The following is a 17836-nucleotide window of genomic DNA, read 5'->3' as shown; positions in this document are numbered from 1 at the left end:
ATCTTTTATTTGAAAGGAAGTATGTTTAATGAAGATTGATGGTGTTTTTGAAGGAGGCGGTGTGCGCGGTATTGCGCATGTTGGGGCAATTTGCGCGTTAGCCGAAAAAGGTTATGAATGGGAACGTGTAGCTGGTACATCGGCTGGTTCGATTATTGCAGCACTTGTAGCGGCAGGATATTCTTGTTCAGAGTTAAAAACGATTATAACTGATATTGATTATAATAAATTTATGAAAAAAACTTTTATTGATAGAATTCCTTTTATCGGTAAGGGGCTAAGTGCATGGACTACTCTAGGTATATACTCTAATGCATTTATAGAAGAATGGATTGAAGAATTGCTTCGAAAAAAAGGTATTCATTTATTTACTGATTTACCGGATCTAAACAAACTCAAAATCATCGCCTCTGATATTAGTAATGGTAAAATGGTTGTCTTTCCTGACGACTTACCAAACTACGGATTTTTAAATTATCGCTTCTCTATCGCTAAAGCGGTAAGAATGAGTAGTACAATCCCCTTCTTCTTTGAACCCGTAAAATGGAGAACTCCAAAATGGAAGCAGCCTTGTTATATGGTTGATGGAGGAATTCTAAGTAATTATCCAATTTGGATCTTCGATTCACCTACCGCTCCTCGCTGGCCGACTTTCGGATTTCATTTTGTAAAAGATGAGATTCAAGCTGATCCTGCTCACTATAACGAGCCTATTTCCATGTTCAAAGGACTATTTAAAACAATGATGCAAGCTCATGATTTACGTCATTTAGACAAGGAATCAAAAGCAAGAACAATTACAATTCCAACAGGGGCTATTACTAGTACAAACTTCGACTTAACAAAGGAAGAAAAAGAGTGGCTATACAATTCTGGTTATAATGCCGCAAATAAGTTTTTACAATCGTGGAACTTCAGACAATATATTGATGACTATAGAAACGGAAAGCAGGATAGAAAATCAAATCGTTACTTCCGTCAACTTGACTCATAATACTATTGCTTTTCATACGAGAACACGTAACGCTTTCAAAAAAATAAGCCTAGTAATAATATATTACTAGGCTTATTTACTTTCTGCATCATTATTATACGTTGTTTAAGGATACGTTAACCCTTCTGCTTCCTCTGCAGTAATAACTGTGTATCGATTTCCCGTTCGTAATCCTAACAATTCTGCTTTTTCAATTGCTTCCTCCTTCGTCTCCGCATAAGCAGCTAAATATTTTTCTCCATTGATAATTTGGCAAATTACATATTGTTTCATTACTTTCTCCTCTTACTTTTTCATTAGTTGTGCAAGTTTTTTTATACCTATTTCAATTTCTTCTAACGTTGCGTATGAATACGATAGGCGCAAAAATTGATTTGCACTTCTATCATATAAAGTACCTGGGTTTAATAAAACCTTTTCTTGCAGAGCTTTATCAAATAAACTGCGATATGAAATGGGTACTTTTATATGTACCCATATATAAAACCCACCTGTTGGCTCATGCCAAGTTGCTATTTCACGAAGATATTTATCTAACATTAGTAACATAAAATCTCTTCGTTTTTTCAATTCACTTCTTACAAATCGCAAATGCTGATCATATAGACCATTTGTAAACCACTCTGCTGCAATTTGCTGGGATATAGTGCTTGAGCCATAATCTGTTTGCATTTTTATGTCTGACAATCTTTGAATTACTGGCTCAGGTCCAACAATCCATCCAATTCTTAAACCTGGACTAATCACTTTGGACATGCTTCCAATATGTAGTACGATTCCATTTTTATCATAGGCTTTTAAAGGTTTCGAACAAGGTGCATCAAACCATAAGTCTTGATACACTGCGTCCTCTATAATAGGTAATCCAATTTCATTACATACTTCCATTATTTCTTTTCGCTTCTTAGTATTCATACTAAAATTCGTCGGATTATGAAACGACGGGATTGTATATAAAATAGAGGCATTGAATTGCTTCTTATATTTCTCAATATATGATGTATATAAGCCGCTCTCATCCATTGGGATTCCAATTAAACGTACTCCTGCTGATTGAAAAACATTAAGTGAATATAAATAAGATGGTTTCTCTAATAAGATTGATGCCCCTTTCGAAAGAAGACCCATAGAAATAAGTTGCAGCGCTTGAATCGCTCCTGAAACAATTAATATAGAGGCAGGAGATACATATACACCATGCCCCTGTAAGTATTCGGAAATCTTTTCCCTTAAATACAGATTTCCTTTCGGCTCTTCATACCCAAGCGTCACATTTGACTTTAAAAGCTTATTCATAATTTCTTTCATCTTTTTCTCAGGTAAGAGACTTGGCGCGAGCTCACCTGTTCCTAATCGGATTACATGTGGATAAAATTCAGCTTGATTAATCTCCTGAATAGCTGGGAGATTCGGATAATGAAGTCCTGTTTCTACATAAGACTGCCAATTAGGCGGGGGTGCGTAAGGTGAAGCATTCTCATTATTATTTACAACAATTGTTCCTTTCCTGCCATTCCCTTCAATGTATCCCTTTGCAACTAGTTCATCGAAAGCCATTACAATTGTGCTTCGATTCACACCAAATGTATGTGCCAAATCTCTTTGTGAAGGTAATTTCGTTCCAACGGTCCATTCTCCATTAACGATCCTTTCTTTTATATACGTTTCTATTTGTTTATACAGAGGAGTCGCTAGAGACATATTCGGTTTCCAAACGAATCTTTCCATTATATCACCTTATATTCTTTTTGGTTGGTAACCTCCCCAACCATATGGATGGATACAAATTTTCATTTCTTCTATACAATATACACTATCATAATGAATTAAAATAGGAGGTAATATGATGAGTGAAGCAATTATTCATGGTATCATTCTTGCATTTGGACTTATCATTCCATTAGGTGTACAAAATGTTTTTGTCTTCAACCAAGGTGCGAGCCAACCAAACATTTGGAGGGCAGCACCCGTAGTATTAACTGCCTCTATATGTGATACGTTACTCATATTGATTGCAGTGCAAGGTGTCTCCCTTGTACTCCTTACTTTTTCTTGGCTAACTAACTCGTTATATATAATTGGATTTTTCTTTCTCCTATACATGGGCTTTGTTATTTGGAGAAGTAACCCTTCCAACGATGTAAAACAAGAAAAAAGTATGCCCTTAAAAAAGCAAATTCTTTTCGCAGCATCCGTTTCGTTATTAAATCCACATGCTATTTTAGACACAATCGGTGTAATTGGAACAAATTCTATTCAATACATAGGAAGTGAAAAATGGGCTTTCACACTTGCAACTATTATCGTTTCTTGGATTTGGTTTATAAGCTTAGCTTTAGCGGGGAAATTTCTAAAAAGAATAGACTCAACCGGAAAGACAATTTTATTATTAAATAAATTTTCTGGTCTCATCATATGGGGTGTCGCGCTTTATATGTTAAAACAAGTTATTTATTCTTAATGAACGAAAGAGAATTGCATGTTACTAAAAACATCATGCAATTCTCTTACAAATTATGAAGTAGGTTCCGGTTTCTGTTTTACCGTCTTTGCATCTTTTGCTGGTTTAATCCAAATGATTGCTATGACAGCACCAATGGCAGCGAAAATACTTGTCAAATAAAACACTTCATGGTCCGCCCCTTTCATGAAAAAAGAATATAAAGGTGGTCCAGCTGCTACACCGATAAATCGCATTGAACTATAAAATGACGTAACCGTTCCCCTTTGCTCCTTTTCAATTCCTTGTGTAATGAGGGCATCTAAACATGGGAGTGCCATACCAATTCCTATCCCCATAATAACGAGACAAAGAAGTAGTAAATAAATCCCTTTTATAAATAAAGGAATGATGACTGATGCAGCTGCCATTAAAAAACCAATATAAATACACTTCTTCATAACATTTTGATTATCTCCAATTTTTTTACCGGCCATATATGAACTAAGTGACAGTACAAGTAACGGGATAGCAAGCACACACCCTTTCCATATACCATGAATGTCATACTTTGATTCCAGTATAGTCGACAAATAAAAGAGAATTCCGAATAAAATAAGCATAATAATTGCACCTAATGCAAAAATGGCAATTAACCATCTTCCTTTTTCTCGAAACGTAGACAGAATAGATTTTATAAACTCTTTAAGTGGTGGTACTTCTCCTTCTTGTTTCTTTGCCTTTACTAGAACAAGTAACAAAACAATTGATATGACACATAAAACTGGAATCGCCCAAAATGGTAAGAACCATACAATGGCAGCAAGAGCAGATCCTAAAATAGGGCTCAGCACTTTTCCAAATGTATTGGATGTCTCAATGATTCCCAAGCCTGTACTAACTTGTTTTTCGTCTTTGTATAAATCACCAACACACGGTATAACAACCGGCATTGCACCAGCAGCACCAATACCTTGAATCGCTCTACCGATTAATATCCAAGTGTAGGGATTATCAACTTTCCAAGATACCCAACCAGTTATCGCTCCTCCTATAGCCGCAATCAGCAAACTCGGAACCATTACCATCTTTCGTCCCCATCTATCTGATAAATAACCAGCAATCGGTATAAGTAAAATGGCTACGATAGAGTAAATTGTAATAATCATGGATACTTGAAACGATGAAATATGTAATTTCTTTTCAAATGTCGGCAAGATTGGAATGAGCATTGAATTCCCTAATGTCATGACAAGTGGAACTGATGCAAGCGCAATTAAACAACAGTTTTCTTTTTTTAACATGTTGATTTCGGAACCTTTCATCATATATTTCTTACCATATAATAGCCCTGCTGGAACATAATTTTCATTCCACCAGGGCTATTACATCTTTAATACTTCCCATTCACAACAAAAGAAATTGGGTAAAATATAGTATTACTTCTATTCTTTGAATTCTGTTCGCAATATATTCATACCAATTAATTGAAAAAAAAAAGAAAGGAAGAATCCTTCCTTTCTCCTATAACCTTCTACATTTAGCGAGTATATCCGCCACCAAGCTGTTGTTCTGCCATCGCTACTAGGCGTTTTGTGATTTCACCGCCTACAGAACCGTTTGCACGTGAAGAAGTATCAGCTCCAAGTTGTACACCGAACTCTTGTGCAATTTCATACTTCATTTGATCTAAAGCTGCTTGTGCTCCATGTGATGCTAATTGATTAGAATTACGATTTCTAGCCATTACCAATCACCTCCTTATTTATATATAAATTGTGTTAAATTCAAATTAAAATACATGGAAATTTTTGGTTATTTCTTACCATAAAAAAAGAGCCTCTAAAACGAGACTCTAACATCATTTCACATTACGAAGTTACTACTTCTAATTTTCTATTTATTAATACTTTCATTTCTTCTTTTAATATCTCTTTTGAATTATGTCCAAACCATTCTAAGGAAGCAAAAAGATCCGTACCTCTCACTTCCTGAATAATCTCATCATAATTTACAATACCTTCAAATAACGGAACCATACCAATACGACTTCCTGCTGCAGCATATACATTATTAGGTTCAAACACATGCAAATAATCCGCTGAAGATATATTCTTAAAATGGTAATGTAGTGTCCACGGCTTTAATCGCTGGAAACTGTCTATTGGATCTGCGCCAGACTCCCATATATGAAGAAAATCAAGATTTATTTTTAAATTCGGATGATTTACTTCTTCTAATAGTTCTATAGTAGAAGGCAATGTGTCCGTTAGTGTATTGGGATGTGTTTCTAACAGCACATACATATTGTGCTGAGCAAACACATCACAAATCTTACGTATTCGCTTCACATACTCTTTTCTCTCTTGTTCCGAGAAGTCATTGCTCCCTTTTTGCCCAGCAAACGTGCGAATTTTATTCGTATTAAACCAATTAGCTAGTACTACAAGTTGTTCACTTTTCTCTATCGTTTTTTCAAAATCTGCTGATAATGATATATCTAAGTAATCACTTATCATCGTAATTTCTAAGTTTTTATCCTTTAGAAAATTCAATTCTCGTTCTGTCGTTTCACGTTCTTGCATGTACAAATTTTGTGCATGCGTCCCCCATAATTCAATTCCTTCAAAACCGTTTTCATATGCAAATTGAACAATATCAGTAAATGAAATTAATTGATGACGAAATGAAATGGTACATAGCGAATATTTCATAGTATTAAACTCCCCTATCTTAAATTCAGTTAGCTTATTAAAGAGTTGCGACAGATTGATTTGTTTTCATACCTTTCCATGATAGAAACTGTCTCTCTAATTCCTTCTTAATTTGCAGTTCAATTGCATTCATTTCATCCAGTTTTTCAATAATCGATACTAGCATACCTTTATTATTCGTCATTGCCATTTTAATTGCACGATACTGTACATTTGTAAATCCTTGTACAATATCCTCTACCCGATCACACCAATAATCAAATTCTTGCTCCGAATATTGCAACGTTTCACGGAAGTATGCAAAGGCATGCTCATAACTATATTTACGAATTGCAAGTACTGGTATTTGTTTTACTGCTGCTACAAGTCCAGAAAGCGCATATCCTTCTTCCTCATTTGCCATTTTTACAATTAAATTTTTCAGTTCCATAGTCAGTTCATTGTCGTTCTTTTTGAATGTTTCTGTGAAATAATTAGCTACTGTTTCTTGCGTTGGCTCCCCAATTCCTTCTATATCAATGAAATAACCTCCACCAAATGGGTTATCTTGAATAGAGTGAAGTACTTTTTCTCTTTCCATATTTCCTTCCCAACGAAAATCAGGATCTAGCATGAACCACTCTTCTTCTTTCTCTGTTTTTGATATCATTAAATAATGTGGAAACGGTTTTTGATGAAATTTATTTTCCCTCTCTGGTAATAGAGACATATCAACCATTACAATGACATAACGATTTTCCGGCTTGTTTTCTACTAATTCTAAAAACGTTTCTACATTGCTATCTTTATCTTTTGCATGATCATACCATTCGTTTACTTTAATACCGTACAATTTTTCAAACCAAAGTAAATAATGATCATGGTTAATGTTTTCAGAGTGATATGAAATAATTCCGCCTTCTGTTATATCAAAATCTCCATCCCATAGTCCAAAATAAAATGGACGAAAATCAATGTCGCTACGCCTTTTTATAATTTCACAAAAACAACTCACTAAACAGTGCACTTTAATTGAAGTCATACTCTCATCCACTTTCCTAAAGGTTAGTTATTCACATTTACTTCCTGTAACGGCTGTAACTCCTCCATAAAATCAAGCAAAGATCCTACAGTAAGAAATGCCTTTGGATCTACCTCATCCTCTGGAACGCATAACTTTACATCCATTTCTATGTATACAATAAGCTGTAACATCATTACCGAATCTATATATAAATCTTGATTTAAGCGCATCGTTTCTTCTAAATGCGTTACATTTTTCAGTTCCATTTTTTCTATCATAATTTTTAATACGGCATTCTTTAACGCTTCCCGTCTCATGTTGTAACCTCTCCCATCTCTAGTAACTTTCTACTTACTTTTCCAGTTTTATTTTTAGGAATTTCATTTACACTTTCAATTTCATGCGGAACTTTATAAGAAGGTAAGTGCCGAATACACCATTCTCTTATTTGTACTGGATCAACATGAGAGATCACTTTCGCTTTAACTATTTCGCCCATCACAGGATGTTTCCCACGATATACAATTGCCTCTTGAACACCTTCCAATCGAAGCATCGTTTCTTCTACCTCTATAGGAAAGACTTTTAATCCTGAAACATTAATTACATCGTCCATACGCCCCATAAAATGAATGCCACGCTCAGATTTATAACCTAAATCTTTCGTGAAAATTTCCTTATCATTCATTTTCACGACGATTTCTTCCGGTGCATTTTCATCTGAACCTATGCTTATACTCGCATGAGGTAGAGGGTTTCCTAAATCTAAATGGCTCTTCATATCATGACATATACTAATACAACCTGCTTCAGAACAACCGTATTGCTGCATCATATATGTTGTCATTTTTTTTAGTTTATAAAATAGTGCTTCTGGCAAAGGCGATCCTGATGTCATAATTTTATGAAACTGGAACGTTCCTAATGGAAAACTCCCCATAATGTGTAACATAAGTGGTACTGCATATATAATATGTTTTTCTGTATTGCGAACTATATTTAATGCGAATTTAGGATTTTTGTTCGTAATGATTACAGGCTTGCTCCCCCTCGTAATTGCTGATAACGTACCACATATTAGTCCGTATGAATGTGAAACAGGAGCCATAACGATTGGCACTTCATCTACTTCACAGTTTAAAGCTTCATTATAGGCAGTAATTTCTGTATCAACTTCCGTCCATGCTCTACGAATCAGTTTCGGTTCTCCCGTAGTTCCCGAACTATATTGCAATAAAGAAGGCTCTTCTAGTAAAAAGTTCTCTACTTCTAATTTTGTAAAATCGCCATATTCTCCATATAAAACTCCTACACAATTTGCACGCTTTGCCATTTCAATAGCCGTTTCGTTTGGCGTATCTTCATGTATAAGTAATACTGATGATTTCTTTTCTTTTAAGAAAAACACAAGCGTAATAATATCGAATGGATCTTTCAGACAAAGTGCAAATCTATTTCCTTCTGCTTCTTGAAATTGTTCCATTTCCTCATAAACTTGTAATCTCAATTCAAAATCACTTTTGCTATACTCTTGTTTATTAATGATTAGCATAATTTCCCCCTGTAACAGCTGATTTTTGTTTCATAAGTTGTCTTACTCTATACAATGGATTTGGAACTTCATGAACAAGCGATTCCACATCCATATATAATCGACGTTTCGTTAATTGTTCAGCATAGAATGTAGGTGCATATAATTGAATATTTTCAAATCTACCTTTCAAATGTGGATATATTCTTAAATGATTTTCAATTTCTTCAACAACCATCATCCAAAAATGTTCTTCTTTCAATCCATATTCATCCGCAAGTACGAATGCTAATTCTCCTAAATTAAACAGGAATAGTGCATCTAACACCATCTCTTGCAAACATTCAATGCCATCCATTTCAAAGAAATCATTCATTTTTCCATTCGCATATGTTTTATGCATTTTAGTAAAGTCGGGACATTTGTCAACTTCTTTCAAATATGGACGATAAAACTCAAGCCCTTCATGAAAATCCTTTAACGCAATACGAACAGGCACCCCTTCTTTATGAACTAGAATCATATTTTGTCCATGTGATTCCAGTGCGATGCCATGCTCTACAACAAGATGTATAACTGGTATTATCGCTTTTTGAATAAGTAATTGTAGCCAATCCTTCATTCCATATTTATTCAACCACGCATCAATAATTGGTGTACCATCTTTCTCTTTAGCGTATAAACCATTAAAAGGAATTGCATCCTCTTGTGCATCTAAATACTTATGAACGCTTTCGCGCCAAATACATCCTAATGAACCATATATAGCTTTCTTATTCGTGTCATACGTTACACTTGAAAACTCACTTAACAAGATTAAACGTGCTTCATCCATTAAATAGGCGTCATTACTTACAACATCATTTAACCAATTTGATATTACTGGTGCACTCACAACAGAGTATGGTTTCAGCGTACGAAGTGTTGAAGTGTTGAGTAAATTCATCGATAACTTAACGTACGGTTTCTTTGGACTAGTAATATTTCTTAACGTTCTCATTGACTGTTGCGCGCAATAATCGTCCTCTGATGTTCCTAAATAAATAATAAATTTACCCTGTATATGATCCGCATAATTTGAAATGATGAAATTCTCCCACTGCCATGGGTGAACAGGTATAAACACGTACTGTTTTGGATTACATCCCTTATTACGAATTCGTTCCATAAACTCTTCTAATTTACGATCGCCAATCTCCTCTTTTAAAAGGTTGTTATACATCACTTCATTCTCATAACCTACAGCCGCATAATTCTTATGCGCTGCAATCCATATGAGTTTTATTGGCTGCATAAATTCATAACCATATTGAAAATTGTCACGATATTGAAATCCAACACGTGCTTTATAACTAGGGTGATATGGATGGCCGTCTATTAATTGACTTTCAAACTCATCGTAAGATTTTTGAGTGTATTCTCTCTTATTATTTCTTTCATATTGTGCAATCGTGTCTTTAAATATTGTTTGTTCTAATTCGTGCATAAAAGAATCTAATTTAGCTTGTTCTACACTAGTAACCCGAAAAACTTCTTCTAGAAATTGCGAGACAGATTGTATTTCTTGCTGTTCATCTTGGACTCTTACTATTAATGAGTCTAACGAAATACGTCCAAATGTCATCCGTTCCCTGCCATAGCATTTGTACGTGACACTTTTGTCTTCTTCATCATGTCCTTGTATTATAAAAAGAATTTGTTCTTCTTTTTCTATGCGAACCGGTGTAATAATCCCCTCATAAATTAACGATTCTACTAATTGACGTAGCACTCTTCTTCGTACTGAAATGTAATCTTCTGATTCGAGCGCCTTCAATACTTTCGTATGATACATGTCCACTCTCATAAAACCCTCCACCTTATGACAAAATACCATTATTTGTATTACGTGAAATTTTAACTCTATTTATGAACGAACAGCCACTTCTCTAACGAGTGGATTATGTACTTGCACATAGATTGCTTGCTCTAATGGATTACTTAACTCATCGACATCGAAAAATCTCGTTAGTAAATTTGCTTTACACGCTAACTTATCTTCGTCCAATAATTCTCTTAAAAATGTAGAAGGTTCCCGGTTATATGGAAGGAATGATTCAAGTACAGACCTTAATTCCGAAAGAAGAATTTCCTCCTTAATTAATCCTGCTGTGCCAAAACCATTAATGAGGCCAAACATATGATTGAAAATTAAGTAGTAACGAAATCTCTCATCCACAATATAGTCGTCATATAAATTTCCAGTACGTTCTCCAATACCAGCTAATTCATTATTAAGCATCTCTTTCATTGAATTACAGAAATAAAATCCTTGATTATCACGGAAATAATATTTGACCGGATAACCATCTTTTAGCTGAACAACACTATTTTGCTGATGAGCTTCTAATGCAACACCATACTGTAAATACATCCATACCATTGGCTTTAAAGAAATATTCATATATCGTCTAAACCACACTAAGCTTACTTCTTCACAGCTTTTACTTTCTAAATCTGCTAGACGATGAATAATATTCGATAACCGCGTACGCTCTCCAGGTATAGCGTCTTGAACTAGTCCAGCAATTAATGTTGCGTCATTTGCATGTTCACTATAAAAAGGGTTCTCGCGAATAATCACTTCAAATCCAGATTCTTGTGTTCCATAATTTAATGTAATAAAGGCTGGATCACAAATAAAATCAAATCCTGGAAATCTTTCTCGTACTTCACCAATAGCCGTATTTAACATTTCCTTCCCTTCAAGACCACTCTCAAGTTCTTTCAGTTTATTAATACGCATTGAATTCGTTACTTTCACCGGAAATGAAAACTTAAGCATATACTTCGAATCGGGATGATATAGCGTCCTTAGTGATGATGTTGCCATATAATACTTACCTACAGGACCAATATACTCAAGCAATTCTTGAACTATCCAATCTTGTACGTAAGCTTGATGCAAGAGCCATTCTGCCTGAAGCGGATGAATTGGAATTAATGCATATTGATCTTCCTTACAGTACTTCGCTATAAATTCCTTACTAACCATCTCATCATTACTTAATTCTTCTTTTATAATCATTGTTGTAGAATCTGATAATAATGATTTTTCATTTACTATACTTTTATGTGCCCGAAAATAATGAAGCTGACATTCTCCTTTTAATTCTGGAGAATACATTGCACTTTTCCAATCCAATATCCCCTGTCTACTCTTTGGTGTAGGATGAGTTAAATGCCCAAATAATAAAGATTGCTCCGCTTCTATAAAAGTTGTATGAAAACCGTATAATGCGGATGTATCTTCTATTCTCTCTTTTGTAAATTCCTCAATATTTTGACAACTACGGATAACTCGAAGCATAAGTTCCGCAGGATTCGATCCTTCTCCGTAGTTGATAGACATCTCTTTTATTAAAAACGTAATAACTGTAACGTAATCTGCTGTAATAACAGAATTACTATCTCCAATTTGATAATAAAATTGTTCTCCAAACAAATGGCGATCTGTTGATGATTTATATATAACTTCTCCATACAAAGTAACGTTCTGTGCCGATAGCCGACAACATAAATATGTGGGGACTGTATCTCTATTCAACGTATTACTGAAGATACTTTTCATTCTTTCATCCTCTGTAATCCATTCTCCACTCCCTGTTTCTCTTAAATAACAGTTTAAAAAGCTTTGTAATGTTGCATGTTCTGCGATTTGTTTCGCATGCTGCATGTTGGTCCTCCTCTTTATATTAACGCTATGAGAATTTCATATTACAATTGATAATTGAACATCGTTATCAATTATGATTCTAATTGATAATGATATTCAATTCAAGAGTATATTTCAGAATTTTTTTATGAAATTAAATTTTTCTTTTTTTCTTTCTTTTCTTTAATCTAGTTAAAAGTACACTAGAAAAATTCTTGCCTTCAAACTAATTACCTACTATTTTTTATTAATCCATTTTTTGATGGATTAATAAAAAGGTACACCAAATGAGGTATACCTTTCCCTACGATATATTTACATAATATTATTATATGTATCAATCTATATAGCTGTTTGTTTTTGTAACAAATTCAAATCTCTCCAACAATACGCTGTTTCTTCTCTCCTTACTCTCTCTAAAAATTTCGTATCAATTTTTTCAGGGTTAAATTTTTCATAAAACTTTTTAGAAGGATTATTCGTAACAATCCAAACTAAAAGTGATTGCATATTATTGTTTATACAATCCGATAATAAAGCTTGAAATAACTTTTGTCCTATTTTCATTCCTTGATACTCTTGTAAAAGGTAGATTGCATATAATTCTCCATCACAATTATATGTGCCAGTTCTTTCTACTCCCCCATCGATGAATCCAACTATTTCTCCACTTAAATTCTCTGCTACAAATCTAAATTGATGATTACCTTCTTTTTGAAAAATATCTTCCCATTGTTTTTCTCGTTTCTCATATGCTATATTATCTAGAATTTCGTCAGCAAATATACCTTTATAAGTTGTTTTCCAACTATCAACATGCACCTTTGCTATACCTGGTATATCATCCTTTATTGCTCTTCTAATATGTATTCCCATCATTTCTCCCCCTTGTTACTCATCATTATATCAATTTCATTCCTTAAAAATCCAAATAAAAAAGAGTGAATTCACTTCACTCTTTTTTATCACAATTATCTACTTTCCACTTCAACTGAAACTACTCGATCAATCTCTTTCAGGGAACTATATAACTCTGTTGTATATAAATCTTCTGGAGCTAAAATAACCATCTCTAGTTGCTGAAATGCTCCACTATCTATATCTTTAATTTTCACGCGTTTCACATGCATGCCTAAATTTTTAATTTGCTTAAATATACCATCTAACTCATGATGCTCTTTAACAGTAATTTTTATAGATAAATCCTTTTGTCTTAATGAATACGGTCCTGCAATTTTCACAAGTTGCGGAAGTACATTAATCGCTAAAATAATTAAAACCATAGCAACTGTCGCTTGTAAATAAAATCCCGCACCAATTGCGATTCCTAAAGCTGAAGCAGCCCACACCATAGAAGCTGTTGTTAATCCAGAAATAACGTCATTGCTTCTTCGTAAAATGACACCTGCGCCAAGAAAACCAATTCCACTAACAATTTGAGCAGCCAGTCGCATCGGATCCATATTTGTATGTCCTGGAACAGAATATACATGCACAGATTCAATTGAAACCATCGTAATTAAACAACTTGCTACAGAAATAACCATACTTGTTTTCACACCAAGTGGTTTATTCTTTAGCTGCCTATCTATCCCGATGAATAATCCTAAAAAGAGTGCTAAACCTAATTTGAGTAAAAATTCATATGACATATTTCCATTCTCCTTACTTTACAATTTTTCCCTTAGAATAACTCACTATAACTCTTTTATGATATCAATTCCAGTCTTTTCTATTCATTTAACGTAAAAAAACCGAAAAAACATTTATAACGATGTTTCTCCGGCTTTTTATTACACTTTAGATTCTTCTTTATTTCTGATCTTTAATCTTAATTTCTGCACCTTTGTAGAATGCTAATTTACTGTCATTATACTCTTTTGTAAATTTGTTAAACTGCTCTTTCGACTTTTGTGTTTCCACATTTAATTCATTAACAGTTTTAACTCTTTCACCGATTTCTTTTAATTTCGTTTCTTTTACTTTTAATTTTTCATACAGTTCTTTTTCAGTCGCTAACACTTTCGTGTAATTTTCATTCATTTTTTGGAATGCATCATAACGATTCTTATACGACTCTTCTACTGCTTTTGCTTGTTTTTGTAACTTCTTATCTTCAATCTTCTCTATATTACTTTGAACAGATTTCGTTTCCTTCTGTGCTTTTTCTAGCATTTCTTTCTCACTTTTTAATACTTTTTCACGATCATCTACATTTGCAGTAGCTTGCTCTATTTTCTTCACAACTGCTTCATTATGATCTTTACCTTCTTGCAAAATTTGAGCATATAATTCTTGTCCTTGTTTCTCTAACTGCTCTAATTTTTTTGCTTCATCCACTAAAGATTTTTCTTGTGTTGCTGCTGTTTCAAAAGCTGTATATAGATTTTCTTCTGGCTTTTCACCGAAACAACCTGTTAAAAGTCCTACTGATAATGCTCCAACTACTGCTACTTTTCCATACTTCAACGTTCATTCCTCCATTACATACGGTTATCATGCCAAAAGTTCACTGGGAAGTGACTCTCTTCATGATAAGCTTCAAACTCATAACCTTTTTCTTTTAGTCCCTTTAAAATTGCTGGCACAGCAGCAACTGATTGCGGGTGAATATCATGCATTAAAATAACTTCTTGTGGTTTTGTTGCATTTGTTAATACGTTTTGAGCAATTTGTGCTGCAGCTGCATCAACTGGCATTTTATTGTATTTCCAATCTAATGAATCAATTGTCCAATCCCATACTTTAAATCCGCCTTCTACCACTTTATTTCGAAGACCTTCATTCAATCCAGGCATCGAACCATACGGAGGACGTGTTAATTTAGGTGATTTCCCAATAATATTAGCGATTAAACCTTGATCTTCTTTCATCTCATTTACATACTCGCCATTTTTATATAACTTTGCGAAATTATGTGTCATACTATGCATGCCTACATAATGACCCTCAGCATTTTCACGTTTCACTAAATCAGGAAATTCTTTTACATTTGCTCCAATTAAAAAGAACGTTGCCTTCGCATCATGTTGTTTTAGCGTATTTAATAATTCGGCCGTATATTTCCCTGGCCCATCGTCAAATGTAAGATAAGCAACTTTTCTTTCTTTTCCATTAAAACGACTTGGTGCCGTTTTATTCATTTCAACTTTCGGCTGTTCACTTGCAAGCTGCACTACATTTTCTTGTTTCGCAACAGCTTTTGCTGGTGAAGTAATTGATTGAAACATGTAATACCCAATAGCTACTGCGGCAATCGCTATTAAAACGACTACTATTTGTTTAATTTTTAAAGCTTTTTCCATTCTATCGAATTCCTCTCCCTATTAATCTTATATATAAATCGCCCAATATAATTATACATCTATTTATTTTTATTTCACTATATAAATAGATTTTATTTGTATTATAATGGGAGTTTTATCAAAATTGTTGTTCCTATTCCTTCTTTGCTTGTAACACTAAACGCACCGCCATGAAGCTCTACCATTTTTTTAACGATAGCTAAACCAATACCTGCACCTGCAGCATGATTATTAATTTGGTAAAATGATTGCTCAATATATGGTAAATGTTCTTTAGCAATTCCAATCCCTTCGTCTCTTACCTTAATCACTGCTTGTCCTTCTATTTTAGTCGCTTCAATGTGTATTGTACTTTTTTTATGTGAATACTTAATTGCATTTTGAACAATATTCAAGAAAACTTGCTTTAGCCTATTTCGATCTCCCATCAATTCAATTCGGTCTATAGTAGTAATAAATTGAATTTCCTTCTCTTCCGATTTAGGAGTTAATTGCCAAATCGTCTCCTCTAGTATATCGTACAATTGAACCTTTTGTTTATATAAATTAAAATGATTTGATTGTAATCTTGAAAAATCTAGCAATTCTTCTACTAAATGAATCAATCTATCTGTCTCACCTGAAATAATGCCCATACCTTGCTTTATTTCTTCTTCTGTTAAATGATCTACTGTTTTTAACGTCTCACTCCAACCTTTAATTCCTGTTAAAGGCGTTCGTATTTCGTGCGAAATAGAAGCAATGAATTCATTTTTTATCTGCTCAGCCTTATCTATTTTATAGGCCATATAATTTAAACTATGTGCCAAGTCACCTAATTCTCCAGGATAATCTTCTTTAATTTTTTGCTTTAATGTGCCTTCTGCAATTTGTGAAGAGGCCTGAATAATAGATTCAATTGGCTCAACAAATGAATTTGCCAAACGTCTACTAATTAAGAAGACAACTCCCGAAATAACAATACCTACAGAAATAGTAAACGTAATAATTTCAATAATCTTTTTATTTACATTTGTTAAAACAGTCGTATATTTTAAAACACCAATAGTTTGTCCTTGATGTATAAGTGGACTTAGCACCTCTAGTTGTTTTTTATTACCTTTCATAGTAACTTGGTTATACATTTCACCTTCTAATAATGATTGCGGAATATTCACTTTACCTTCTACCTTTTCACCACTTGAAGATTGTATAACCGAGCCATGACGATCAATTAACTGTAATTCTGTTCCTTCTAATTGAAAGCTACTAATTATGTCACCACTATATTCTTGTAATCGAATAAAGTATAGTGAATTGTATTCTGAAAAAAAACGTGTACTCGTTTTTGCATGAGACTCTATATATTGCACAATACCATTATAATAGTATCGATAAATTGAGACTGAAAATACAACTTCAAATAATACAAGCATAAGTGTAATGACCGTCATAAAATATAAAGTCACTTTCCGTTTCATCTTATACTTTCCTTCCACACATATCCTTTTCCCCACACCGTAAGAATAAATTCAGGTTCTGATGGATTACATTCTATCTTTTGACGTAACCGTCTCATATTTACATCTACTACTTTCGTCTCACCTACGTAATTGGTTCCCCAAATCATATTTAAAATTTCATCACGCGAAACTGGCTTTGAAGCCTGATTCATTAAATACTGTAATATCATATACTCTGTAGGTGTTAAATCGACTAATTGTCCATCTTTATACAATCTTTCTTCTATAATATTTAACGAAAATGGACCTGACGTAACAATATTCGTTTTTTCTTCATGTACTTCTATTCTTCTTAATAAAGACTGTATACGTGCAGTTAATACTACTGGACTAAACGGTTTTGCAATATAATCATCTGCACCTATTCCTAGTCCTTGCACCTTATCTTCATCTTGTACACGTGCGGTTAACATAATAATACCCATTTTTTTATTTTCTTTCCTGATAGCCTTACAAACTTCTAAACCATCAATCCCCGGTAACATTACATCCAGCAGTGCTATATCAACAGTTTGTTCACTCAAAATCTGTAACGCTTCTTCTCCAGTAGTAGCTTCTATTACATAAAATCCAGCACGTTTTAAATTTAAAACAATAAAGCTACGGATCGTTAATTCATCTTCTAAAACTAAAATTTTTGACATAATTCCCAC

General features: G+C 33.8%; 18 protein-coding genes. 2 read left to right on the top strand and 16 right to left on the bottom strand.

Going from position 1 to position 17836, the window contains the following annotated elements; translation table 11 throughout:
* Positions 1–28 precede the first annotated feature (28 nt).
* Positions 29–994, top strand: a complete 966-nt coding sequence (locus tag ACTFRH_RS06000) for a patatin-like phospholipase family protein (protein ID WP_000686821.1) — start codon at positions 29–31, stop codon at positions 992–994.
* A 105-nt stretch (positions 995–1099) separates the two neighbouring features.
* Here ACTFRH_RS06000 and ACTFRH_RS05995 read toward each other — a convergent pair whose 3' ends face one another.
* Both ACTFRH_RS05995 and ACTFRH_RS05990 read right to left on the bottom strand, forming a co-directional pair.
* Positions 1100–1267, bottom strand: coding sequence for a DUF3933 family protein (locus ACTFRH_RS05995; RefSeq protein WP_000816377.1), 168 nt, complete (start codon positions 1265–1267; stop codon positions 1100–1102).
* Positions 1268–1279: 12 nt separating this feature from the next.
* Entirely contained in the window at positions 1280–2722 is a 1443-nt protein-coding gene (locus ACTFRH_RS05990) for an aminotransferase-like domain-containing protein (RefSeq protein WP_000439408.1), read from the bottom strand.
* A gap of 118 nt (positions 2723–2840) precedes the next feature.
* Here ACTFRH_RS05990 and ACTFRH_RS05985 point away from each other — a divergent pair, with 118 nt between their 5' ends.
* Complete coding sequence (locus tag ACTFRH_RS05985; RefSeq protein ID WP_001287300.1) at positions 2841–3455, top strand: LysE/ArgO family amino acid transporter; 615 nt, start codon at positions 2841–2843, stop codon at positions 3453–3455.
* A 53-nt stretch (positions 3456–3508) separates the two neighbouring features.
* On the opposite strand, the gene ACTFRH_RS05980 is transcribed toward ACTFRH_RS05985, so the two are convergent.
* The 14 genes from ACTFRH_RS05980 to ACTFRH_RS05915 form a co-directional block, all read right to left on the bottom strand.
* Positions 3509–4738: an MFS transporter gene (locus tag ACTFRH_RS05980; RefSeq protein WP_002163949.1), complete on the bottom strand. Its 1230-nt coding sequence runs from the start codon at positions 4736–4738 to the stop codon at positions 3509–3511.
* 236 nt (positions 4739–4974) lie between these two features.
* The gene (locus ACTFRH_RS05975; protein WP_000113545.1) at positions 4975–5181 is read right to left on the bottom strand and encodes an alpha/beta-type small acid-soluble spore protein; all 207 of its coding nucleotides are present in this window, start codon (positions 5179–5181) and stop codon (positions 4975–4977) included.
* A gap of 124 nt (positions 5182–5305) precedes the next feature.
* Complete coding sequence (locus tag ACTFRH_RS05970; protein ID WP_000877688.1) at positions 5306–6148, bottom strand: sugar phosphate isomerase/epimerase family protein; 843 nt, start codon at positions 6146–6148, stop codon at positions 5306–5308.
* 37 nt (positions 6149–6185) lie between these two features.
* Positions 6186–7169 (bottom strand): DUF6005 family protein, encoded by a 984-nt coding sequence (locus ACTFRH_RS05965; protein ID WP_000200703.1) that lies wholly within the window; start codon positions 7167–7169, stop codon positions 6186–6188.
* A 23-nt stretch (positions 7170–7192) separates the two neighbouring features.
* Entirely contained in the window at positions 7193–7468 is a 276-nt protein-coding gene (gene asbD, locus ACTFRH_RS05960) for a petrobactin biosynthesis protein AsbD (RefSeq protein ID WP_001250562.1), read from the bottom strand.
* Positions 7465–8703 carry an AMP-binding protein gene (locus ACTFRH_RS05955; RefSeq protein ID WP_000905504.1) on the bottom strand — a complete coding sequence of 413 codons (1239 nt, stop codon included), beginning with the start codon at positions 8701–8703 and terminating at the stop codon, positions 7465–7467. Before ACTFRH_RS05955 ends, asbD begins: the two co-directional genes overlap by 4 nt.
* Positions 8690–10528: an IucA/IucC family protein gene (locus ACTFRH_RS05950; RefSeq protein ID WP_001261815.1), complete on the bottom strand. Its 1839-nt coding sequence runs from the start codon at positions 10526–10528 to the stop codon at positions 8690–8692. Before ACTFRH_RS05950 ends, ACTFRH_RS05955 begins: the two co-directional genes overlap by 14 nt.
* Positions 10529–10588: 60 nt before the next feature.
* The gene (locus tag ACTFRH_RS05945; RefSeq protein ID WP_001163347.1) at positions 10589–12397 is read right to left on the bottom strand and encodes an IucA/IucC family protein; all 1809 of its coding nucleotides are present in this window, start codon (positions 12395–12397) and stop codon (positions 10589–10591) included.
* A 321-nt stretch (positions 12398–12718) separates the two neighbouring features.
* Entirely contained in the window at positions 12719–13255 is a 537-nt protein-coding gene (locus tag ACTFRH_RS05940) for a GNAT family N-acetyltransferase (protein WP_003300898.1), read from the bottom strand.
* Positions 13256–13347: 92 nt separating this feature from the next.
* On the bottom strand, positions 13348–14028 hold the full coding sequence (locus ACTFRH_RS05935; protein ID WP_000119510.1) for an MgtC/SapB family protein: 681 nt from the start codon (positions 14026–14028) through the stop codon (positions 13348–13350).
* A 160-nt stretch (positions 14029–14188) separates the two neighbouring features.
* Complete coding sequence (locus ACTFRH_RS05930; RefSeq protein ID WP_000873567.1) at positions 14189–14845, bottom strand: YkyA family protein; 657 nt, start codon at positions 14843–14845, stop codon at positions 14189–14191.
* 14 nt (positions 14846–14859) lie between these two features.
* On the bottom strand, positions 14860–15681 hold the full coding sequence (locus ACTFRH_RS05925; protein ID WP_000409482.1) for a peptidoglycan-N-acetylglucosamine deacetylase: 822 nt from the start codon (positions 15679–15681) through the stop codon (positions 14860–14862).
* A gap of 101 nt (positions 15682–15782) precedes the next feature.
* Complete coding sequence (locus ACTFRH_RS05920) at positions 15783–17141, bottom strand: sensor histidine kinase (RefSeq protein WP_000824529.1); 1359 nt, start codon at positions 17139–17141, stop codon at positions 15783–15785.
* A complete protein-coding gene (locus tag ACTFRH_RS05915; protein ID WP_000036070.1) occupies positions 17138–17827 on the bottom strand; it encodes a response regulator transcription factor in 690 nt (229 codons plus the stop codon). The genes ACTFRH_RS05920 and ACTFRH_RS05915 overlap by 4 nt, the downstream gene beginning before the upstream one ends.
* Positions 17828–17836: the final 9 nt, after the last annotated feature.

Origin of the sequence: Bacillus cereus group sp. MYBK216-1 (assembly GCF_051916495.1) — a bacterium.
In the GTDB taxonomy this organism is placed as follows: Bacteria; Bacillota; Bacilli; order Bacillales; family Bacillaceae_G; genus Bacillus_A; species Bacillus_A thuringiensis_K.
This window is presented reverse-complemented; position numbering and strand designations above follow the sequence as displayed.